The 21270-nt window shown below is 68.0% G+C and carries 26 protein-coding genes and 1 pseudogene; 21 read left to right on the top strand and 6 right to left on the bottom strand.

The features are described from left to right. The first annotated feature begins 56 nt into the window (after window positions 1-56). The gene (locus ABZ808_RS24100) at window positions 57-413 is read left to right on the top strand and encodes a hypothetical protein (RefSeq protein ID WP_357010531.1); all 357 of its coding nucleotides are present in this window, start codon (window positions 57-59) and stop codon (window positions 411-413) included. 215 nt (window positions 414-628) lie between these two features. On the opposite strand, the gene ABZ808_RS24095 is transcribed toward ABZ808_RS24100, so the two are convergent. Then, on the bottom strand, window positions 629-856 hold the full coding sequence (locus ABZ808_RS24095) for a hypothetical protein (RefSeq protein ID WP_357010528.1): 228 nt from the start codon (window positions 854-856) through the stop codon (window positions 629-631). A gap of 350 nt (window positions 857-1206) precedes the next feature. Between ABZ808_RS24095 and ABZ808_RS24090 the strand changes: the two genes are divergently transcribed. From ABZ808_RS24090 to ABZ808_RS24065, 6 genes are all read left to right on the top strand, one after another. Next, a complete protein-coding gene (locus ABZ808_RS24090; RefSeq protein WP_357010525.1) occupies window positions 1207-2376 on the top strand; it encodes a helix-turn-helix domain-containing protein in 1170 nt (389 codons plus the stop codon). 40 nt (window positions 2377-2416) lie between these two features. Then, a complete protein-coding gene (locus ABZ808_RS24085) occupies window positions 2417-2866 on the top strand; it encodes a GNAT family N-acetyltransferase (protein WP_357010523.1) in 450 nt (149 codons plus the stop codon). Window positions 2867-2946: 80 nt separating this feature from the next. After that, the gene (locus tag ABZ808_RS24080; RefSeq protein ID WP_357010521.1) at window positions 2947-3762 is read left to right on the top strand and encodes a hypothetical protein; all 816 of its coding nucleotides are present in this window, start codon (window positions 2947-2949) and stop codon (window positions 3760-3762) included. Window positions 3763-4140: 378 nt separating this feature from the next. Then, window positions 4141-5223 carry a hypothetical protein gene (locus ABZ808_RS24075; protein WP_357010519.1) on the top strand — a complete coding sequence of 361 codons (1083 nt, stop codon included), beginning with the start codon at window positions 4141-4143 and terminating at the stop codon, window positions 5221-5223. Window positions 5224-5832: 609 nt separating this feature from the next. Next, window positions 5833-6498: a hypothetical protein gene (locus ABZ808_RS24070; protein WP_357010517.1), complete on the top strand. Its 666-nt coding sequence runs from the start codon at window positions 5833-5835 to the stop codon at window positions 6496-6498. Beyond that, a complete protein-coding gene (locus tag ABZ808_RS24065) occupies window positions 6498-7121 on the top strand; it encodes an HD domain-containing protein (protein WP_357010515.1) in 624 nt (207 codons plus the stop codon). Before ABZ808_RS24070 ends, ABZ808_RS24065 begins: the two co-directional genes overlap by 1 nt. Here the strand turns inward: ABZ808_RS24065 and ABZ808_RS24060 are convergent. Further along, window positions 7109-7579 (bottom strand): NUDIX domain-containing protein, encoded by a 471-nt coding sequence (locus ABZ808_RS24060; protein WP_357010512.1) that lies wholly within the window; start codon window positions 7577-7579, stop codon window positions 7109-7111. The two genes, ABZ808_RS24065 and ABZ808_RS24060, sit on opposite strands and share 13 nt — an antisense overlap. A gap of 26 nt (window positions 7580-7605) precedes the next feature. Continuing rightward, window positions 7606-8355: a helix-turn-helix transcriptional regulator gene (locus ABZ808_RS24055; RefSeq protein WP_357010510.1), complete on the bottom strand. Its 750-nt coding sequence runs from the start codon at window positions 8353-8355 to the stop codon at window positions 7606-7608. A gap of 194 nt (window positions 8356-8549) precedes the next feature. On the opposite strand from ABZ808_RS24055, the gene ABZ808_RS24050 reads away from it, so the two are divergent. The 12 genes from ABZ808_RS24050 (at window position 8550) to ABZ808_RS23995 (ending at window position 17475) form a co-directional block, all read left to right on the top strand. After that, window positions 8550-8882 carry a hypothetical protein gene (locus ABZ808_RS24050; protein WP_357010507.1) on the top strand — a complete coding sequence of 111 codons (333 nt, stop codon included), beginning with the start codon at window positions 8550-8552 and terminating at the stop codon, window positions 8880-8882. Between the two features lie 120 nt (window positions 8883-9002). Then, the gene (locus ABZ808_RS24045; RefSeq protein ID WP_357010503.1) at window positions 9003-9938 is read left to right on the top strand and encodes a hypothetical protein; all 936 of its coding nucleotides are present in this window, start codon (window positions 9003-9005) and stop codon (window positions 9936-9938) included. Between the two features lie 115 nt (window positions 9939-10053). Continuing rightward, window positions 10054-10932 carry an FtsK/SpoIIIE domain-containing protein gene (locus ABZ808_RS24040; RefSeq protein WP_141908912.1) on the top strand — a complete coding sequence of 293 codons (879 nt, stop codon included), beginning with the start codon at window positions 10054-10056 and terminating at the stop codon, window positions 10930-10932. Continuing rightward, window positions 10929-11114, top strand: a complete 186-nt coding sequence (locus tag ABZ808_RS24035; protein ID WP_357010500.1) for a hypothetical protein — start codon at window positions 10929-10931, stop codon at window positions 11112-11114. The genes ABZ808_RS24040 and ABZ808_RS24035 overlap by 4 nt, the downstream gene beginning before the upstream one ends. A gap of 84 nt (window positions 11115-11198) precedes the next feature. Further along, window positions 11199-11732, top strand: a complete 534-nt coding sequence (locus tag ABZ808_RS24030) for a hypothetical protein (protein ID WP_357010497.1) — start codon at window positions 11199-11201, stop codon at window positions 11730-11732. Continuing rightward, complete coding sequence (locus ABZ808_RS24025; RefSeq protein ID WP_357010494.1) at window positions 11729-12151, top strand: hypothetical protein; 423 nt, start codon at window positions 11729-11731, stop codon at window positions 12149-12151. The genes ABZ808_RS24030 and ABZ808_RS24025 overlap by 4 nt, the downstream gene beginning before the upstream one ends. Window positions 12152-12924: 773 nt before the next feature. Further along, on the top strand, window positions 12925-13272 hold the full coding sequence (locus ABZ808_RS24020; protein WP_357010730.1) for an RRQRL motif-containing zinc-binding protein: 348 nt from the start codon (window positions 12925-12927) through the stop codon (window positions 13270-13272). Continuing rightward, complete coding sequence (locus ABZ808_RS24015; protein WP_357010492.1) at window positions 13269-14162, top strand: hypothetical protein; 894 nt, start codon at window positions 13269-13271, stop codon at window positions 14160-14162. The genes ABZ808_RS24020 and ABZ808_RS24015 overlap by 4 nt, the downstream gene beginning before the upstream one ends. Beyond that, entirely contained in the window at window positions 14159-15748 is a 1590-nt protein-coding gene (locus ABZ808_RS24010) for a replication initiator (protein ID WP_357010489.1), read from the top strand. Before ABZ808_RS24015 ends, ABZ808_RS24010 begins: the two co-directional genes overlap by 4 nt. An 89-nt stretch (window positions 15749-15837) precedes the next feature. Then, window positions 15838-16041 carry a hypothetical protein gene (locus ABZ808_RS24005; RefSeq protein ID WP_357010486.1) on the top strand — a complete coding sequence of 68 codons (204 nt, stop codon included), beginning with the start codon at window positions 15838-15840 and terminating at the stop codon, window positions 16039-16041. Next, window positions 16038-16232 (top strand): helix-turn-helix domain-containing protein, encoded by a 195-nt coding sequence (locus tag ABZ808_RS24000; RefSeq protein ID WP_357010483.1) that lies wholly within the window; start codon window positions 16038-16040, stop codon window positions 16230-16232. The genes ABZ808_RS24005 and ABZ808_RS24000 overlap by 4 nt, the downstream gene beginning before the upstream one ends. 91 nt (window positions 16233-16323) lie before the next feature. Continuing rightward, window positions 16324-17475 (top strand): site-specific integrase, encoded by a 1152-nt coding sequence (locus tag ABZ808_RS23995; protein WP_357010480.1) that lies wholly within the window; start codon window positions 16324-16326, stop codon window positions 17473-17475. 57 nt (window positions 17476-17532) lie between these two features. On the opposite strand, the gene ABZ808_RS23990 is transcribed toward ABZ808_RS23995, so the two are convergent. The 3 genes from ABZ808_RS23990 to ABZ808_RS23980 all read right to left on the bottom strand — a co-directional run bounded on the left by ABZ808_RS23990 (window position 17533) and on the right by ABZ808_RS23980 (window position 19145). After that, window positions 17533-17787, bottom strand: coding sequence for a Smr/MutS family protein (locus tag ABZ808_RS23990; RefSeq protein WP_007465523.1), 255 nt, complete (start codon window positions 17785-17787; stop codon window positions 17533-17535). 118 nt (window positions 17788-17905) lie between these two features. Further along, entirely contained in the window at window positions 17906-18274 is a 369-nt protein-coding gene (locus ABZ808_RS23985) for a tetratricopeptide repeat protein (RefSeq protein WP_357010477.1), read from the bottom strand. A 100-nt stretch (window positions 18275-18374) separates the two neighbouring features. Next, the gene (locus ABZ808_RS23980; protein ID WP_357010474.1) at window positions 18375-19145 is read right to left on the bottom strand and encodes an ROK family protein; all 771 of its coding nucleotides are present in this window, start codon (window positions 19143-19145) and stop codon (window positions 18375-18377) included. A 62-nt stretch (window positions 19146-19207) separates the two neighbouring features. On the opposite strand from ABZ808_RS23980, the gene ABZ808_RS23975 reads away from it, so the two are divergent. Further along, on the top strand, window positions 19208-20845 hold the full coding sequence (locus ABZ808_RS23975; protein ID WP_357010471.1) for an ABC-F family ATP-binding cassette domain-containing protein: 1638 nt from the start codon (window positions 19208-19210) through the stop codon (window positions 20843-20845). Between the two features lie 38 nt (window positions 20846-20883). Continuing rightward, window positions 20884-21129: pseudogene (locus tag ABZ808_RS23970) on the top strand (hypothetical protein); the annotation flags it as partial. Window positions 21130-21270: the final 141 nt, after the last annotated feature.

Below are 21270 nucleotides of genomic sequence, written 5' to 3'. Positions count from 1 at the left end.
AGCGGCGCAATATGCCGGACGCTGACTCCGCTCGTGCGATGGCGGATACTTCCGCCATGACGCTGTCGCCCCCACGGTGGCCCGGCCTCGTTCGCATGGCCGACCCGCGCATCTCGTTCCTGGTTCTGATCGGCTGGTACGCGGCCGTCGTCGTGGCGTTCGGCCTGTTTCTCGGCACCCTTTCCGGGGCCGTCCCGGCGGACTGCGGCGAGGTGTGCGACTCGGAACGATCCCGGATGCTGCTCATCGGGCTCTACGTCGCCCTACCGGCGATGTTCCTCGCGTTGTTGGTCAGCCTGGCGTCGCTCGCGGTGCTCGCCTCCCGCACCCGGATCGGCTCGGCGGTCCTCGTGGGGACCCTGTCCGCAGTGGTGCCGCTGGCCGTGTGCGGACTCCTCACTTTCAGCCTCTGACCCGCCCGAGGTTCACGTCCGGTCGACAGGGCGTCGCTCCGTGGAGAGCGAGGTGGTGGGCCGCCTCGCGTCCTCCCCTCGGCGGTGCGCCTCCAAGTGCTCCCGTAACGCCGCCTGCCAGGCCTTACTCCCGGCCTCGTCGATCGGCCCGCCGCACCATCGGTGCGACCAGTCGGAGTAGTGCATGCCCTCATCGCCCGGGTGGATGCTGCCCATCAGCGCGTCCACGCCACGAACCGCTCGTACAACTCGGCCGGCGCCACCTCGGACAACTCCACAACGACGATGAAGAGCAGGCCACCGACGTACATGGAAAGGCCGATGCGGTCACGCGCGTACGCCTCGGCCAGGCGTACCCGCGCGGGGTGGCACGGCCAGGGCGGGTCAGCCGCACACGTCTGACAGTGCCACTGCGGCCGGCGCGGCAGGTGCTCCCCGTTCATCCGGCGATCCAGCGCTGACACCAACCGCTCAGCCTGGCTCGCACGTGCCATCTGGGGCACGCCGGCCATCACAGAGCTGCCCGCCCACCGGGACTGCCGTCCCGCGTCGTGATCCGACGCGCGCCGGACCTTTGCGGGTAGCAGGTCGCTGCTCCGGTTCGGTCCAACTGGACCAGATGCCGTCTGCGCCACCAGCGCTTGAATCGCTCCCGCATTGCCACCACGCCTCCCACCGATCACTGCGCGTGCTCGTCCCGTACACCGTGCGGCGGTACGCTCACATCGGTCGACGGGTTGCGCGTTGCCAGCCAGCGCCGGCAACCCGGCAACTCCGGCGGGAGGCGCGAGACATGCCAACATTCGGCGTCCGGATGCGGACAGCGCGGGAGGCGCGTGGGCTCAGCCTGGCCGCTCTTGCCGAGTTGCTGCCCGCCGACAAGGGGCACCTCTCCCGGCTTGAGAACGGCCGTCGCCGGCCCGGCGAGGATCTGGCCCGTCGGATCGACGACGTCCTCGCCGCTCGCGGGGAGCTGATCGCCTGCGCCGCCCTGGATGTCGCCGCCGCTACCGACACCAGGCCGTCGGAGACCGTCGAGCTGCTACATCGGATGCACGCCAGCGACACCGCCCCCGCCACCATCGAGACGTTGCAGGCGACCGTGACCGAGTTGTGCTGCCAGTACGGATGGCGCGACGCGAGGGAACTCCGCGCCGAAGGTCAGAGTTGGCTGCGTGAGGTCGCCCGGCTGCTGCAACGACCGACCGGCTTACGACAGCACCGCGAATTGCTGGTGTGCGCCGGCTGGTTGGCACTGTTGATCGGCTGTGTTGAATACGATCTCGGGATGCGCGCCAGCGCCGAGGCCACCCGTACTGCTGCCCGTCAACTCGGCGACGAAGCCGCTCACGCCGGCATCACCGGCTGGGCGTGGGAGATGACGGCCTGGTTCGCACTCACCCAGTCCCGCCACGAGGCGGCGTTGACCGCGGCCCGGGCCGGGCAGGAGGTTGCTGGGCGGCAGAGGGTGGCCGTGCAACTGGTCGCGCAGGAAGCCAAGGCGCTCGCACGGCTCGGCGATCTCCACGGTGCGCGGACGGCACTCGATTGTGGTCGGCGGCTCCTCGACGAACTCGGTGCACCAGAACGACCCGACAACCACTTCGAAGTCGATCCGGGCAAATGGTTGTTCTACGCGATGGACGCCTACCGGCTCGCTGAACACGACACTCTCGCCGAGCACTACGCCAACGAGGTCCTGCGTCTCGGCACCGGGCCGGACGGCATCGATCGGTCACCCATGCGGATGGCCGAAGCGAGGCTCACTCTCGCCGCCACAGCCCTGCGCGCTGGCGACCTGGACCGGGCCGTCGAGCAGGGGGTGACAGCGTTCGCCGCGTCTCGCCGGTCCCTGCCCTCGCTGCTGCTCGTCGCCGGCGAAGTGGACGTCGAACTCCACCGCCGTTACCCCCACGAGCAAGCCACCGCCGACTTCCACGACGCACTGAATGCTGTTCGATAGCCATTCGCTGATTCCACATCCGCCCGTTATGGTCCACGACATGCGGTTGGAGAAAGTCACGCCGAAAAACTACGAGGCGGCTCTCGAACTGTCGGTGCGCCCCGATCAGGAGGACCTCGTCGCGCCGGTGGTCAAGTCGCTCGCCGAGGCGTACGTCTTCGCATCGAACGCCTGGCCGAGGCTGATCTGTGACGGTGATCAGGTGGTCGGCTTTCTGATGGCCTTCCTGGACATCCAATGGAGCCACAATCCGGATGACCTGCGCTCCGGCCTCTGGCGGCTGAATATCGCGGCGGACGCCCAGGGAAAGGGTTACGGCCGATTCGCCGCCGAGGCCGTTTGCGCGGAGATCCGCGCGCGAGGCGGCACCCGCGCCTATGTCACCTGGGCTCCCCGGCCAGGAGGACCAGAGGAGTTCTACCTGAAACTGGGTTTCCGGCCGACCGGCGAGCAGAGCGGTGGTCAGACCGTCGGCGTGCTCGATCTATGACCTAAGCGGCAGTCCCGAGCCTGCGAACCGCAGCCCGACAGGGACCGCGGGACGTGGCGCGGCCGGGCAGAATGCCAGCCATGCGCCGCCTCGCAACCGTTCTCTGCCTGCTGACCGCCGCGGTGCCCACGGTGGCTGCCTGCGCGGAGCCACAGACCCGGCCCGGAGACGCCGCCCCGAGCGCGTCCGCCGTGTGGGGCACCTACGAGGCCGAGGTGAGCGGCGTGACGCCCGGTCCAGGTGCCCGGGAGGTGACCGTGCAGGTCAAGGCGCTCGCTGGTAACGATGGTTGCTCCCGCAACGTACGGGTCGGCTACCACACAGAAGAGAACGGCGTCATCTTCGCCAACATCGTGCAGGATTCGGCCGAGTCCGCCACCGTTGGCGCCTGCCCGACCTTCGAGCCCGCCGAGGTAACCCTCACGTCGGAGGAGCCGATCGGCAACCGCCCGCTCTCGCTCAACCAGAAGACGTGGGCGCTGAAGAACGGCGCCTACACCCGCTGTGACGAGAACCTGGGCTGCAACCCACCGAAGGACCGTTGCGATCCGACCTGGACGCGTGCGGCCGTACGGGGGATGGACGTGTCCCGCCACTCGCAGGGCCACGTCGAAGCCTGTGACGGAAACTGGTTGATCATGACCGTGCCCGACGACCCGACCGCGTGCGGCGCCGAGCCTCGCCCGGGGTGTGAGGCCAACACCGCCGTCCGGCGCTACTTCCTGCGCAACGAGCCGGCCGGATGGTCGACTGTCGCCCGGACCACGTCGGGTGGGTGCGACGCGGTCGTGAAAGCCGCACCCGCCTTCCCCCGGAAGCTCTGCGCCAACCTGGAACCGACGGCCCGGCTCGTCACCGTGGCACCGCCGCTGCCGTCAGGTCAGCCCGGCGGCTGAGTCCCTGATCGACACCGTCTCGCCGAGGCAGCCGCATCCGCGGCGCGACCGGTGGCACTCGTTGATCGGGTGGTTCATCAACCGATCAACGCGAGAGTGGTCGCCACCCCCGCCGCCGGGAGAGCTACTTCCAGCGGTATTGATCTAGGGCGGGGGCGTAGTCGATCAAACCGGACGACTGCACCTCTGGCCTGCTGCTATACCCGGCATGGATGGTCAGCGATGGTCACTGCTGGCTCTCGTTCGACGGCCTGGAAACGGCATGATCTTGGTCCCTCATCCCCACCGGGCCGGTCGGCCTCGCCGGACATTGGGCCAGCATCGAACTCCACCGCCCTGCGGAGTGACACCGCAACAGCCCGTCGTTACCGTGTGGCCATGGCAGCAGATGAACCGCCGTGGGACGCTAATGTGGCTCGCCTGAACGCGCTTGGGCCACTGGTGAAGGGGTTAGTTTCTAGCCTTCTCGAATCTGTAGACATCCGTCCGCATTCAATTGACTACAGAGTCAAGGAGAAATCAAGCGCTCTTCGCAAGTTCCAGAACAAGAGTGGCCGTTACGGCTCCCTGATGGATTTGACGGATCTTTTGGGCGTCCGAGTGATCACATACTTCGAAGACGAGGTCGACAAGGTTGCCAGTCTGATTGAGAACGACTTCGAGATCGACTGGGAAAACTCGATAGACAAGCGGAAGACCCTTGCCCCGGACAGATTCGGATACCTTTCGCTACATTACATTGTTCGGCTACACGACAAGCGAAGCCACCTTGTCGAATATCGCCGGTTCGCAGATGTACGGTTTGAAATTCAAATCAGGTCCGTCCTTCAACACGCTTGGGCAGAAGTGGAACATGACCTCGGCTACAAGCCTGGCGGCGTGGTGCCGGATCAGGCAAAGCGACGCTTCTCCCAACTCGCCAGCCTACTTGAGCTGGCCGACAGCGAGTTCACGAAGTTGAGGTCGGAACTTACCCAGCACCGCGACACTGTGCAGGTGGCAGTGAGCGAGCAACGCTTGGATAATGTTCCACTGGACGATGAGTCCCTCGCCGCCTACATCTCAACCTCTTTGGTTTCTGACCTTGACAAGAAAGTTGCTCGGTCTATTGAGAAGCAACTGCGGCCTTCCATTGACCTCGGCTACGCGGCGGCGCGAGCGGAGGAGTTGCAGCATTTAGGTATCTCTGACATTTCGGAAGTGGATCGACTCATGAAGGCGCACTCTGACCTACTCTGGCGCTTCGCGTCGGATTGGTTGAAGCGACCGAGCGCCGATGACGATTCGGTGTCTACCACCCGCATACCTCGTGGCATTTCTATCTTTTATCTGATTCTGATGTTCCTTGTCGAGGACTACATGAAGGCGGGTATCACGCCCGGCGCGGCTCTGGGTCTTGGACATCTGGACTTCGACGGACTGCGGAATTCGTATATGCGAGCGAAGGCAGCTGCCCGATGAACATTTTCGTTGGGGTGGCGCTTGCGCGCTGGTAGTCCGCTCTCGTCGTTCCGGCTCGCCATCAGCCATCCCGTCGGCCTTCGTCCGCACTTCGTGGAGCGGGTGGGGCCTGCCCGGTCAAGGTGGAGCACACCACCGTCTGAACGACCTTGACCGGGCAGGCCCCACCTGCTCGGCTCCGCCCGGACGGAGGTTGTCGGGATGGCGCCAACCATCCTGGAGCGCCCGAGCGCCCCGCCAGAGGCACTGTTCTTGCACCTGACCAAACCCAAGCCCCGGATCTGCCACCACTCATGGCGGCCCGGGGCTTCTTCGTATGTCGCGCCGCCGGCGGGGCTGCAACCGTTCGGGGTGCGCCCGTGCGCTTGCGCTAAGGGCGCGGGGTCCCCGATCGGCGACCGAGCTTGGTCGGCCCCTGGTCGGCGGCGCGAGCGGCCTGCGAAGCGGGCCGCCTTGATCCCGTACAGAAAGTTCTCACACCCTCCCGTCCTGGTGCCCGTCCTGGTGCCCCGTCCCGTCCCGTCCTGGTGCGTCCTGGTGCAGATCGCCATCGTGGAGCCTCGCTAGCGTGACGTGCCGAACACTTGCGCCTCACTGGATACTGGATCGATGGACGATCTATACGTAGTGCGATTCGGGTCGCCTGGATCGCCGATCGCGGTATCCGACGACGTCAACCAAACTGGCGAGGAGGATGAAGATCCCGACGAAAAGACGACGTTTGCACACTTCGGCCTTGCCTTCTACCGAGCGGCGGTACTCGAACATGAACTAGTCAATATCCTTGCCGCCACTCGGCTCTTGGCCGCACGACAAGATGCTCAGCGTCTGCTCTCAGACCCCTGGGACGACAATTTCAAGTCCACCATGGGCGCCCTCGTCAAGAAGCTGGGTCCGAAAGTGCAGGACGATCCCCAGCTAGCGGCGGATCTCACGAGAGCGCTGAGGCTGCGAAACCACCTTGCGCACGCCTTCTGGCGTGATCGGGCGGAAGATTTCTGCAGCGACGAAGGCCGAGCACGGATGATCTCCTTCCTCATCGACGCACGTAGGCTTTTTCAGGACGTGGATGAACGATTGTCTTCAACCATCGGCGCTGCCGCCATTACTGATTGGGGAGTAACGCCCGAGGTGGTAGAGGCCTGGTACCAGGATAAACTGCAAAGAATTGGGCGCGGAGAACTACATCTACCACTTGAGCAAGTCCAGGCGGCCCGACAAGCGTTGCTTGAACGCATTAGCCCCACCGGTCCAACTCAACCCACTGGACAATAGTGTCGAATCCAGCGCACTTCCGGTCCCAGGATCTGGCGTGGAGCGGTCGGCCCGCCTACGATCGTCACGTGGAGAGCATCCGAGAGCAGGCGTCGCGGACTGCGGAGCGACACCTAGCGGGCGACCTTCCGCGTCGTTGGTGCCACGTGAGAGGGGTAGGGGCGAAGGCGGAGCACCTGAGTCGAGTGGCTGGGTCCGACGCCGACCTGCTTGTAGCAGCTGCTTGGCTTCACGACATCGGTTACGCGCCTGAGATCGTTGATTCGGGTTTCCATTCGTTGGACGGTGCGCGATGGCTCGTCCGGAACGGGTGGGATATACGCCTTGCTAGCCTGGTCGCTCACCACTCATGCGCTTCCTATGAGGCGGACGAACGTGGTCTCGGTCAAGCACTTTCCTCCGAGTTCCCGGACGAGGCGTCAGCGGTATCAGATGCCCTCTCATACTCTGACATGACAACCGGACCCGACGGCCAAGATTTGACTGTGCAGGAGCGACTGGCCGAGATTCGTGAGCGGTACGGTCCTGACCATCTCGTGACGCGTTTCTGGCGGAAGGCAGAAAGGCCCCTACTAGAAGCGGTGCGACGGACTGAGTCGCGGATGGCAGCTCAACCGATGTAGGGCTGGCTTTGCCTTTCAAAGCCGTGCTGAATGCGGAGCCGCATTGACGGGTGGATTTCGAGATCGTCTAGCTCACCTTGTGCGATCCACCGGACGGCGGATGACTCGTCGCTGGTCATCGGGTTGCCACTGACGTAACGCCCGCGAAAGCAGATGGAGAACTGCTGCCGCACTTCGCCGTCGCTGTACTCCACGACGTGGTTCGGGTTTGTGTAGATGCCGATGACCCCAATTACCTCGATCTGCACGCCAGACTCCTCACGCGTCTCACGCACGGCTGTCTCGGCGATGTACTCCCCAAAGTCTTGGGCGCCACCGGGCAGCGCCCACAGGCCGTTGTCGGTGCGCTGGATCAGCAGCACGCGCCCTTGCTCGTCCTGAACGAAGACGGTCACTGCCACGACGATCGTGTTCGCCTTGGGTGCCTCGGGGTTGTTGAAGTGTTCGGTCCGGGCCATGTCATCAGCCTCTCACCATCGGCGGGCTAGTGCTCGGGCCAGACAGCCCGCTTCACGCCGAGTACCTGGTTGAAGCTCGCGAGGTAGCTGTCGAAGAGTTCTCCACCACCGAGGCGACGCAGGTGCACGACCGGCGCGTAGGCCGCTGGCGTGCCGTAGAGGTGGGTGTTGACCAGCATCTCGTCGTCGAACCGGTAGATGGAGTTGTAGAGAATCGTGTCGTGATAGTAGATCCCTACGTTCTGCAAGTCGCGTAGTTCCTTGTAGAACGCCAAAGAGTTGAGGATCTTGCTGGACATCGCCGAACCTATGCCCTCGTCGTTTCCCCGCTCGGCGATGTGCTTGCCCTCCGGATCACCGAACAACAACTCGACCTGCGCCCCGGCCATCGCCTTCTCACGCAGCGTCGGCACCCATCGGTGGTTGAACTCGGGCAGGAACAGCCCGCCGTAGACCAGGACGCCGACCTGTCGAGTCGCCTGGTCCAACAGCCGTTGCCAGAGGTCGGTTGGCACGGCTCCGCGGCGAGGGTAAATGTGGACCACCTCCGACTGGCTGACCTGCACTGCCCGCTGCGTCGGCAGCGCGTCCGGCCAGAGGTACGACTCGCTTTCCTCCAGCAGCTCCGCGATGGAGTGGCGGTAGCGCGGATAGGGATTCCGATTCTGGGTTACCCAACGCTCGACCGTCTTCGGATCGACGCTGAGCCTCTCGGCAAGGGCGGTGGGCGTCAGGCCCTTCTTGAACATCCCGTCGCGTAGGCGGTCGTTCGGCATCTCGACTCCTTGGCGCGTGGGGTGACGACTTACAGGGACGACTTACCTTACCAAAGACGTCCCTAGTCGTCCATGTCTCGTGGTGAACTCGTCACTACCGATCGAAGCATTCTGATTCCAGAAGAGCTGGCGTCCAGGAAGGACGCGACTGGCCCGACGGTAGGGGCCCTGCTCACGAGCAAAAGGAGTCAGTCATGGGACGTCTGCTGCTGGACACCTCGCGGGTGTCGTACGAGGTCGCGGTGAACCCGGTTCCGAAGCTGGACCAGTCGGGTCAGCAGAAGTTCGACCGGGAGACGAAGGCCCCGATGTGGGCGGTGCAGCTCTACGCCCTCGCCGACGGTAGCGCCGAGGTCATCAACGTGACCGTGGTCAGCCCGGTGATGCCGGCCGTCACGGTTCGTCAGCCGGTCGTGCCGGTGAACCTGGAGGCGCTGCCCTGGGTCAACGACCGGGACGGAAAGGTCCGCTCGGGTGTCGCGTTCCGGGCCTCGGCCCTGACCGCGCTGGACACCGCCGCCGCCTAGCGGCGGACGTGCGAGATCGGCTCCACAGAAGCGAAGAGGTGGACACGGGGTCGCCGTTGATTGGCGTCGTCTGCGACCCCGCGTCCTGTCCAACAAGGTCCCTACTAGGGAGGACTTGTCGTGTCCAAGTCTAGCCAGAGGTCCCCGTTCGGCTGGTCGAACCGTGGGGGTCACGTCACTGTCATCGAAGCGCCGATCGCCCGCTCGTATCGTCGTCGGGCCATCATCGCGTTCTGGGTCACCCTCGGCGTGGTCGGCCTCCTGGCCGCCACCGTGGCCTCGCACTACACGCACCCCATCGTGGGTGGACTGCTCGGCGTCGTCCTCGGCGCGGTGCTCGGCGCGGTGGTGTTCGCGCTGATCGTGGCGTGGCCGGTGCTGCGCGTCTTCTGGCACTGGCTGCCCGAGATCCTGCTCGGCCTGGCCGCCGTCTACGGCTGGACCACGGTGATGCAGTCGACCCCGCTGTGGGGCTCGCTGCTCGTCGTCGCCCTGGTCGTCGGCGTCCCCGCCGCCATCAGCCCGATCCGTCGTCGGGTCATGGCCTGGATCTGGTGCCTGACCGTGCGGCATCGGCTGCGGATGTGCTTCGCGGCGTTCATCGCCACCAACCGGCACGGCTCACTCCCGCTGATCCTGCCCGCCAAGCCAACCCCGGCCGGCGAGCGGGTCTGGGTGTGGCTGCGCCCCGGCCTGTCTCTGCGCGATCTGGAGCAGGACGGCCAGATGCAGAAACTCGCTGTGGCGTGCTGGGCCAACGAGGTCCGCGTCATGCGCGCCGGCCGCAAGTACGCCGCACTGATCCGCATCGACATCACCCGCCGCGAACCCCTCGCGGGCAAGGTCGTGTCGCCGCTGCCGGACTACGTCCCCACCGACATCCCGGCCAACGCCCCCACCTCACCGGGCATGCCGCCTGTCGGCCTGGACCTGCCCGACGTGCCCGACCAGCCGGCCACCGCACCGGCCGACACTCCCCGCCAGCGCAAGCCGCGCAACAACCCCACCACCAACACCACGAACCCGAGCGGGTTCGACCCCTCTGACTACGCCTAACCAACCTCCGGGACGGCGCGGACCAAGCACCCGACGACGGGTCGAGCGTCCGCGCCCTTCCCACCCCCTCACCCGCTTTGACACGTACGTGTCAACCGACCCCGGGAGCCCTGCCATGGACCTCACGGACACCATCGAACTGCCCCCGCAACCGGATGCGCCACAGACGGTGCCGGTCGGCGCGGGCCTGTCCATCTTCGACCCGGTCTTCCTCGGCATCGACGAGTTCGGCCACCCGGCCTACCTGCCGATGATCTACCGCAACATCCTCATCGGCGGTGAACCCGGCGCGGGCAAATCCAGCCTGTTGAACACCATCGTCGGGCACGCCGCCCTGTGCCCGGACGTCAGGTTGTGCCTGCTCGACGGCAAGCAGGTCGAGCTGGGTTTGTGGAAGGACGCCGCCGACGTGTTCGTCGGCCCCGACATCGACCACGCCATCCGCACCCTGCGCCGCGTCCAGACGGTGATGGACAACCGGTACGCGTTCCTGCTGTCGCACCGCCGCCGCAAGATCGGACCCAACGACCTGTTCGGTCAGATCCTCGTGGCCTGCGACGAGATCGCCTACTTCTCCGCCACCGCCGGAGACAAGAAAGACCAGGACCTGTTCGCCGCCCTGCTACGCGACATCGTCGCCCGGGGCCGCGCCGTCGGCATCATCGTCGCCGCCGCCACCCAGCGACCCTCGTCGGACATCATCCCGCCGTCACTGCGGGACCTGTTCGCGTGGCGGTTCGCCGGCCGCTGCACCAACGACGTGTCCTCCGACATCGTCCTCGGCCACGGCTGGTACGCCCGCGGCTTCTCCTCCAACAGCATCGACCCGAACAACCAGGGCGAGGGCTACCTCATCGCCGAAGGCGGCACCCCCAACCGCGTCAAAGCCGCCTACATGACCGACGCCGACATCATCCGCGTCGCCGACTACGCCACCTGGACCCGCCGCCGCTCTGGGCTCGTCGCCCCTGCTGACCTGCGGACAGCGGCATGAAGACCACGACCGCTACCCCGACTCGCGTCCTGGACCTGGTGCTCGTCGGGACCGGCGAGGACATCGCCGCCCTGACCGCTATCGCCCGACACGCGGGCGCCCTGGTCTTTCGCTCCGCACCCGCTCTTGTCAGTGACGGCAGGCAGCGGGTGATTCTCCGGCTCCACCTGCACCACCGATAGAAGCGGTCGACGGCCCGGACCAAGCCCTGGAAAGCGAACCCGGACCGCCGACCCAACCACCGCCCACGAAAGGACGTGGCCGCCATGAACCCTACCCAAAAACCGATCCACACCCCCGGCGCGCTGGCCGACCTGACCCCGGCCGACACCCTGCGCTGCGCCGCCCGCTACCTGGAGATCCGAGGCTGGACTCAGGGCGATCCGTACGAGTTGGGCGAGCACGATTCGTTCCCGCCGGCCTGCACCCTCGGTGCCATCGCCATGGCCGTCTACGGCCGTCCCATCGCGATCGAGGACCGGCACTGCGGCGACGGTGTCGCCGCCGACCTCTGGGACACCACCGTCACCTGCCTGGCGGACTTCCTCCGGCACGACGGCCGCACGCCCAACTTCGACGACAACACGCCCTCGACCTCGGCAACGGAGACCGTCGCCGACTGGAACGACGACGCAACCCAAACCCTGCCCGGCATTCTCGACGTCCTGCGCGACTGCGCCGAGGACTACGACTGGACCCACGCCACCGAAGACCAGCTCGAAACCTACGCCGACCACGAGTACAGCCAAGAGCGGCTGCCCACCCGCGCCGGGTTCCTCGTCTGGCGGGCTACCCGATGAGCACCGTTGCCGCGTTGCCGACCGGCAACGTTCACGCCGTCCTCGACCGCGCCGCCCTCTACCTGGGCCGCTACGGCTGGACTCCGACCGGCCTCTACGACGCCCACGACGCCTGCCCGGCTAAGTGCGCCTGTCACCGCATCGGCACCTACCCGGCGTCGATCCTCGGCGCGATCCGCGCCGCCGTGTTCGGCCGCCCCCGCTGGTACCTGACCGGCATTACCGACGCCGACCAGCGCACCTACTCGGCCGCCGTCGAGTGGTTCAACACCTACCTCATCGCGGTCGGCCACGCCGGCCTTCACGCCCCGGTCTTCGCCTGGGAGAGCACCCCTGGCCGCACGCCGGCCGACGTCATCGAGGCGCTGTGCGCCGCCGCCACCGCCTACCGCCGACACACCATCCGGAGGGCCGCATGAGCACCGCCGCCCACACCCCCGACCTGACACGTACGTGTCAAGACTCCGTCTCCACCGCCGCACTCGTCGGCGCACTGGAAGCCGCCTGGTCTGCGATCCGCGACCAGCACGCCGACGTCCCGGCCGCCGTCCTTGTGGTGGGCTCCGGCTCCCCTACCAAGCCCAGTCAGGGCATGAAGTGGGGCCATTTCGCCGCCCTGCGCTGGCAAGCCGGCGAGCAGCAACTGCCCGAGATCCTCATCTCCGGTGAGGGCCTGTCCCGCGAACCGGAAGCCGTGTTCACCACGCTCCTGCACGAAGCCACCCACGCCCTCGCCGACGTGCGAGGCATCCAGGACACGTCCCGGCAGGGCCGCTGGCACAACAAGAAGTTCGCCACCCTCGCCGCTGAACTCGGCCTGTCCACGACCAAGGACGACAAGCTCGGCTACTCGCCCTGCACCCTGACCGACCTCACCCGCGCCCGCTACAAGGCCGCCATCGCAGGGCTGTCCGTGGCGCTGCGCTTCTACCGCCACCCGGAACCGACCGGGGAAGGCAAAGCCCGCACGAACAACAACAACGGCGTCTCGTGTGAGTGCGAGTGCCCGCGCAAGCTGCGCATCTCCAAGGCCGCCTTCGAGGAAGGGCCGATTGTCTGCGCCCTGTGTTCGGCGGCGTTCCTGCCCGAGGACATCGACCGCGACACCTACGAACATCCCACCTTCACCACCGGCACCCCTGCCGGCGGTGACGACGACCAGGACCAGGACGACGCCGACGCGGAGGACCCGATGGTGTTCTACGACCCGACCGGCGAGCGCTACGGCCTGCCGACCTACCCGTTCAAGTTCGCCCCCGACGGGCTGCTGACCCGCCGGCAACTGCGCACGCGCAACCTGCGCCCCGGCGGCCAGGAACCCGCCGCGCAGATCCTCTGGCGGCGCGGTAAGCGCGTCGCCTACCTGTTCCGCCTTGACCTCGCTCTTCCGAAGCGGACCGCGACCCCCGCCCAACAGGCGGCCATCGCCAAGGCGCTCACCGCCCGGCGCACCTGCCCCGACTGCCGGCAGGTCAAGCCCTACTACATCCCCCGCCGCACCGGCTCCTGCCTCGACTGCACCCCTGAGGTGACCCCATGACCACGACGAACCTTCGTCCCACCCGCTGGGCCTACCTCGGCCTTGTCCTCGGCGGACTCGTGTCCGTCGCCGCGAACATCGCCCACTCCTTCGTCCCGCCCAAGGGCGCACCGCAGGACTGGAGTCCTGAGCCCGGCGCGGTTGTCTCCGCGATCGTCTGGCCGCTGTTCCTGTTCATCGCCATCGAGATCCTTGCCCGCACCCCGTGGCCTTCGGGCTGGGGCTGGGACGTCCTGCGCTGGGTCGGAATGCCGCCCGTCGCCCTGGTCGCCGCGTTCGTGTCCTACCAACACCTGTCCGGACTCCTGCGTCACTACGACGAAGGAACCCTCGTCATCTGGTTCGGTCCCATCGCCGTCGATGGCCTGATGCTCATGGCCACCGCCGCCCTGCTCGCCGCCAAACACGCCAACACCCGGCCCACCGAACTCGTCCCGGCACCTGCGCCGGCCACCCTCGCCGAGGCGTCGTCACCCGACATCCCCGCCTCGCCGACGGTCCGCCCGGCCGCCGCGACCCCGGCCACCAACCCCACAACCGAGATCACAACGCCTGTCCACGAACCCATCGCCCTGCCCACCTCTGGCGAGGACACCGACACCCCGACGACGGTCGAGCCCACCCCGGACACCACCGAGAAGGACCCGATCCCGGCACCAGCAGCACCCGCGACGGTCACCACCGGCCCTCCGCCGGCAGTGCTGTCCAACGCCCGCATCGTCGCCACGGCTCACGAGAAAGCCCACGGTGAACCGATCACCCCCGGCCAACTCGCTGTGCGGCTGCGCGTCCCCACCGCCACGGCCGCCGACATCCTGACGGCCCTCAACACCCAACCGACCATCAACGACAAGACCCACAACGGCACCGCTGTGGGAGCCACCGCGTGACGTCCTCGACGTTGCCTCTCGCGCCCGAAACCACCACGGTTTCGGGCACGGGAGCCTCCGCTGAGTCCGCCGGCTACTGGCCCTGGGCAACCCCCACCCGCACCACCCGCGACCTGACCGCCGACGGGTGGGTACGCGGCCACGACCCCCGCACCGTCGCGTCCGGCCGTGCCCGCGCCCAAGACCCCGACTACCCGGAATGGCTCGGGCACGTCCGCGCGGCCTCGGCGTGCAAGCACCCGATCCGGCTCGCTGGGCAGATCCACGTCAACGACGCTGACGGCAACCGGATGGCCACCGTCGACACCGAGGACATGCCCGATGGGGCGATCTACACGCCGTGCGGCAACCGTCGCGCTGCGGTCTGCCCGTCGTGCGCTGAGCTGTACCGCCGCGACACCTACCACCTGATCAAGGCGGGCTTGCAGGGCGACCGGTGGGGATTGCCGCCGCTCAACGAGCACATCGCCATCTTCCTGACCGCCACCGCCCCATCGTTCGGGCCGGTGCACCACCGGGTGGTAAAGGTCCACGCAGCGGACTGCCGCAAGAAGGACGGCTGCACCTGCCGGGCCTCGGTGTGCCACCCCTTTGGCCGGACTTGCCCGCATGGCGTCGAGCTGCGCTGCGGCGCTCGGCACAAGGCCGCCGACGCCCACCTCGGGCAGCCGTTGTGCCTGGACTGCTACGACCACGCCGGACAGGTCGTCTGGAACCACGAGGCACCCGAGCTGTGGCGCCGCACCATCCAACAAGCCGACCGGGAGCTACGCCGCCTCGGCCGCAGTCTCGGCGTGGACCTGCGCCGCCGCTACATCAAGGTCTACGAATTCCAGGTACGCGGCGTCATCCACTACCACGCCCTCATCCGCCTCGACGGCTACAACCCCGACTGCCCTGAGGCGATCGTGCCGCCGCCCCGGGTCATCACCCGGGACATGTTCGAGCACGCCGTCCGGACCGCATTCGTCAAGACCGCCTACACCTCCGCTGGCCACCCGGCCATCGGCGGGCAGGGCTGGCACATCGCCTGGGGTGACAAGGGCCTGGACCTCAAGCACGTCAACGCCCCCGGCCATGAAGTCAACCTCGCCCAGATCACCGGCTACATCGCCAAGTACGTCACCAAGAGCACCGAGGTAACCGGCCTGAGCCTGCGCCGCGTCGACGACCTCTCCGTCGAAATCCACGGCGACCCGACCACCCACCTCGGACGGCTCATCCGCGCCTGCTGGGACCTCGGCGAGCACCCCGACTACGCCCGGCTTCGCCGGTGGGCGCACCAGTTCGGCTACGGCGGACACATCGCCACCAAGAGCCGCGCCTTCTCCGTCACCCTCGGCTTCCTGCGCCTCCAGCGCACCATCTGGCGGCGCACCGAGGGCCACCCCCACACCTGGGACGACGAGCAGACCGAACGGGTCATCTACGAACTCGGCTACCAAGCCACCGGCTGGATCACCACCGGAGACGCCCTACTCGCCAACACCGCCGCCGCCATGGCCCGCGCACAACACCAAGCGGGCATCGACGCCCTGACCGACGAACTCACCGCCGCCCGCGCGGCCCAACCCCTGGCCGCTTGACACGTACGTGTCAACGCCCGTGAAGCCGTTCCTTGACAACTCCACAGCGCAAGCAACATCACCACCCCACAGCCCTCGGAAGGAGAGCCATGCCCACACGCCCCCGCCCTCTGGTCGCGGTCCGACTCATCGGGCCGACCGCCACCGTCACCGCCCACGCCGCGACCATCGCGGCTCAGCTCACCGCCTACTACGGCCGCGAGCGGGTCACCTGTCGCACCAGCACCCGCCCCGCCGGCTACAGCGGCGAAAGCCGCACCTACATCACCATCAGTCGGAAGGAGCCCCGATGACCGCACCGCCTACGCCCGAACCGCTCTGGGAAGTTGAGGATGTCTCCGCTTACCTGCGGGTCCCGGTGCAGACGCTGTACCAGTGGCGCAAACGCAAGTACGGCCCACCCGCTGCCAGGGTCGGCCGCCATCTGCGCTACGACCCGGCTTCGGTGCGGGCCTGGTTCATCGACCAGTCGACGGCGGCCTGACATGGCGCACATCGTTGACCGCTGGTACAAGACGGTTGTCGGTCCGGATGGGAAGTCCCGGCAGGAACCAAAGCCAGAGTGCGGGCAGGGAATGCGCTACCGCGTTCGGTACCTCTCCCCGGACGGGAAAGAGAAATCGCAGTCGTTCCCCGACAAGAAGAAGCGCGAGGCACAGGCGTTCCTCACCAACGTCCAGGCCGACATCCTCAAGGGCACCTACGTTGATCCCGACGCCGGGCGCATGACCTTCAAGCAGTACGCCGACGAATGGCTCGCTGCCGCGACCACCGACGTACTCACCCGGGACCGGATCGAGTACGAACTTCGGCTGCACGTGTACCCGATCATCGGGCACAGGCCGATCGCATCTATCCAGCCGACGACGATTCGGGAGTGGGCGCGGAAGATCCAGGAGAAAGGGCTGTCGGTGGGGTACCGCCGGGTCCTCTTCACTGACGTGTCGATGATTTTCAACGCGGCGGTGGACGACAAGATGATCGTTAGCAACCCGTTCGCGGTCAAGAGCATTCGCCGGCCGAAACCCGCTCCGACCAAGGTCGTGCCGTGGCCGGTCACCCGGTTGACAGCGTTCAGGGAGAACGTGCGCCCCCGGTATCGGATCGCAGTGGATCTGGGCGCGGGATGCGGCCTACGGCAAGGAGAGATCTTCGCGGTCAGCCCCGGGGACCTCGACCCGAACCGCCCGGTCCTGCACATCACTCGGCAGATCAAGCTCGTTCGTGGCTCGCTGATCTTCGCACCGCCGAAGGGCGGCAAGTCCCGTGAGGTTCCGTTACCGGACTCGGTCGCGGGCAGGCTGAGACAACACGCGCGGGATTGCCCGCCGGTGGCGGTGACCCTGCCGTGGGAGACATTGACTGGCGAGCCGCGAACCGTCGAGCTGTACCTGACGACACCCGTCGGTCTGGCGCTGTCCCGCTCGATGTTCAACTCCGGTGTCTGGAAGCCCGCGATCCGGGCGACCGGCATCCCCGATGACCGACACAACGGGATGCACGTTCTGCGCCACACCTACGCCTCGGTCCTCCTGGACGCCGGGGAGAGCATCAAGGCTCTGTCGGCCTACCTGGGCCACGCGGACCCGGGCTTCACCCTCCGGACCTACACCCACCTACTGCCGGCCAGCGAGGATCGCACCCGCCGGGCCATCGACAAGGCACTCGGTGGAGACCAGGCCGACGCAGACGCTCCGCGAGCCCTTGACGGCCTGGACACGGCATGATCATGGTTCGACGGCCTTGGCAGAGCCTTGAGACGCAGGTCAGCGGCCGTGTGCTCGCTACTTCCAGCGGAAGTGGACGAAGAGGCGGCCGAAGTTCTTCGAATCCTTCTCCACCCGGTGGTAGAGCTGCTTGACGTCCTTCTGGTCGAGGAACCGCAGCACCCGCTTCTTGAGCTGGCCGGACCCCTTGCCAGGGATGATCTCGACGAGGGTGGCCTTCTTCGCCACCGCCTCGTCCATGATCCCGCGCAGCGCGCGGTCGATGTCCTGGCCCTTGTTGAAGATCTCGTGCAGGTCCAGCTTGAGCTTCATGCCGCAGCCCCCGGCCGGTCAGGTCCCATGCCCGCCATCCTAGGCATGCCCGGCGGGTGGCCCGCCGTACGACGAAGGGCGGCCCCGCAGGACCGCCCTTGTCGTCACCGTTTCACGCTCAGCGCGTGCCGCCCACGCGGGTCGACACCCGCTCCAGCGCGACCCGGTAGTCGTCGTTGGCCGCGTGCATCGCGGCGGCGATCCGCAGGTGCCGCAGCGCGTCCGAGTGCCGGTTCAGCCGCTCCAGCGTCCGGCCCAGCACGTGGTGCGCGTAGTGGTCGCTCGGGTCCCGGTCGACCAGCTCCCGGAGGTGCTCCTCGGCCCGGTTGAGCTGGGCCGATTGGAAGTACGCCCGGGCCAGCAGCTGCCGGACCGCCGCGTTGCCGGGTTCGGCGTCCACGATCGGCTCCAACAGTCGGGCCGCTCCGCTCGGGTCACCGGTCTCGAAGAACATGGTCGCCCGCCGGTAGTCCGCCAGAAGATCCATCTGCCCGCCTCCTCGGTCGCGCCGTCACCTTGTCCCGACGCTGGCACAACACCGGAGGTTTGGCGACTGTTCCCGGGGTCGAGATCCAGGCCACTTTGGCTCAGGTGCGGGCGTTGCGGCGGCCGGCGGACAGCTCCCAGGCACGGACGCCGCCGACGATCCCGGCGGTGTTCGGCACCACCACCACGTCATCACCCATCCGGGTCAACTGCTCGGGCCGGATCAGCCGCGAGTTGCCCCCGCCCAGATAGAGCCGGTCCCAGCGGAACACCGGGCGGAGCCCGTCCACCACCTGCCGGATGCGGCGGGACCAGAAGGCGTCGCCGAGCCGCCGGCGCTCCGGCTCACCCACGTACGTGTCGTAGGTGGTGCCCCACCGCACCGGCGCGTGGGACAGCTCCAGGTGCGGCGCGAGCAATCCTCCGTCGAAGAGGGCGCTGCCCAGCCCTGTCCCCAGGGTCAGCACCAGTTCGCAGCCGGTGCCGGCGACCACCCCGGCGCCGTGCACCTCGGCGTCGTTGAGCACCAGCGCCGGCACCCCGAACGCGTCGGCCAGCGCCCCTCGCGCGTCCCAGCCGGACCACTCGGCCAACAGGTCGGGGTCGACGCGGGTGCGAGGCCCGTTCCTGGTGACGTAGTGCGGGGTGGCCACCACCACTCCGTGCCGGATCATGCCGGGCATGCCGACGGTCAGGCGGTCCGCCGTCGGTAGCTGCCCGCCCAGGTCCAGCAGCGTCTGGACGAACAGCGCGGGCGGCAGCGGGTACGGGGTCGGCACCCGCAGCGGCCGTGCGCGCATCGTGCCGGCCTCGTCGAGTACGGACGCCTTGATGCCGCCGCCACCGCAGTCGATCGCCAGAGTGGTCACCACGCCGTTGAGTGTGCCCGCTGCCGTCGGTCCTCATGCGGGCAGCCGGATAGGCTGCCGTCCTGATGAGCGCCACGATGATCGTCAAGGACCTGGCCGCCGGGCACGGCGACCGCCCACTCTTCGCCGGACTGGACCTGGTGGTCGCCCCCGGCGACGTGGTCGGCCTGGTCGGGCCGAACGGCGCTGGCAAGTCGACGCTGCTGCGTACCCTCGCCGGGTTGTTGCCGGTGGAGGCCGGCAGCGTCCGACTCAGCCCGCCCACCGCGAGCGTCGGGCACCTGCCGCAGGAGCCGGAACGGCGACCGGGCGAGACGGTACGCGACTTCCTGGCCCGGCGGACCGGGGTGACCGCCGCGCAGGCCGCGTTGGACGCGGCGACCGAGGCGCTGACCGCCGGAGCCGCAGGTGCCGATGACGCGTACGCCGATGCCTTGGAGCGCTGGCTCGCCCTCGGCGGCGCGGATCTGGACGAACGCGCCGAGCAGGTCAGCGCCGACCTGGGGCTCGCGGTGGACCTGGACCACCCGACGACCGGGCTCTCCGGCGGTCAGGCCGCCCGCGCCGGGCTCGCGTCGCTGCTGCTCAGCCGCTACGACGTGTTCCTGCTCGACGAGCCGACCAACGACCTGGACCTGGCCGGGCTGGAACGGCTGGAGGAGTTCGTCACCGGGTTGCGCGCCGGCACGGTGCTGGTCAGCCACGACCGGGAGTTCCTGACCCGCACGGTGACCCGCGTGCTGGAGCTGGACCTGCCCCAGCAGCAGATCAACCAGTACGGCGGCGGCTACGCGGCCTACCTGGAGGAGCGCGAGGTGGCGCGCCGGCACGCCCGCGCGGACTTCGAGGAGTACGCCGACACCAAGGCCGGTCTGGAGGCGCGGGCCCGCACCCAGCGTGGCTGGATGGAGAAGGGCGTGAAGAACGCCCGGCGCAAGGCCACCGACAACGACAAGATCGGCCGCAAGTTCCGCAGCGAGGCCACCGAGAAGCAGGCCTCCAAGGCGAAGCAGACCGAGCGGCTGATCGAACGGCTCGACGTGGTCGAGGAGCCCCGCAAGGAGTGGGAGCTGCGCATGGAGATCGCCGCCGCGCCCCGCGCCGGCGCCGTCGTGGCCACGCTGCGAGGTGCGGTGGTACGTCGTGGCGGGTTCACCCTCGGCCCGATCGACCTCCAGATCGACTGGGCCGACCGGGTGGCGGTGACCGGGGCGAACGGCTCGGGCAAGTCCACCCTGCTGGCCGCGCTGCTGGGCCGGCTGCCGCTGGACGCGGGCACCGCCTCGCTCGGGCCGGGTGTGGTGGTCGGCGAGGTGGACCAGGCCCGAGGCCTGTTCCTCGGCGACGCGCCACTGATCGACGCGTTCCACGCGGCCGTACCCCACATGTCGCCGGCGGACGCGCGGACCCTGCTGGCCAAGTTCGGGCTGCGGGCGGCGCACGTGCCGCGCCCGGCGGCCACCCTCTCCCCCGGCGAGCGGACCCGGGCGGCGCTGGCCCTGCTCCAGGGCCGTGGGGTGAACCTGCTGGTGCTCGACGAGCCCACCAACCACCTGGACCTGCCCGCCATCGAGCAGCTCGAATCGGCGCTGGCCAGCTACCCCGGCACGCTGCTGTTGGTCACCCACGACCGGCGGATGCTGGCCGCCATCGAGACGAACCGCCGCCTGCGGGTCGACGCCGGGCGGATCGCCGAGGATTGATCCGTGCCCGCGGGCCAGCCCGGGGTGAGAATGACGCCATGCTCAAGTGGGAGTACGCGCTGCTGGTCCGCCGCCGTCAGGCCGCGACCACCGACCTCGGTTGGGAGGTCGTCTTCGTCTGGTACGGCCCGGACGGCTCGATGGTCGACGTGACGCCCTACGGCGACACCTCGCTGGCCCACCTGAACCGGGCCGGCGACCAGGGATGGGAACTGGTCGCCATGAGCGAGGACCCGTCCCTGCCCGGCAACCACGAACTGCACCGCTACCACCTCAAGCGGCCGAAGCCGGCCGACCCGCCGCCCCGGCAGCGAATGCGCGCCGGGGGCCGATCGGGCCGCCGCACCCTCTCCGGCTGACCTGCCGCACACCGTTCCGGCCGCCCGCCGAGCGCCCTGCCGCCCCGGCTCGATCCGCCGCACCCG

The organism is Micromonospora sp. NPDC047527, assembly GCF_040643015.1.
In the GTDB taxonomy this organism is placed as follows: domain Bacteria; phylum Actinomycetota; class Actinomycetes; order Mycobacteriales; family Micromonosporaceae; genus Micromonospora.
This window is presented reverse-complemented; position numbering and strand designations above follow the sequence as displayed.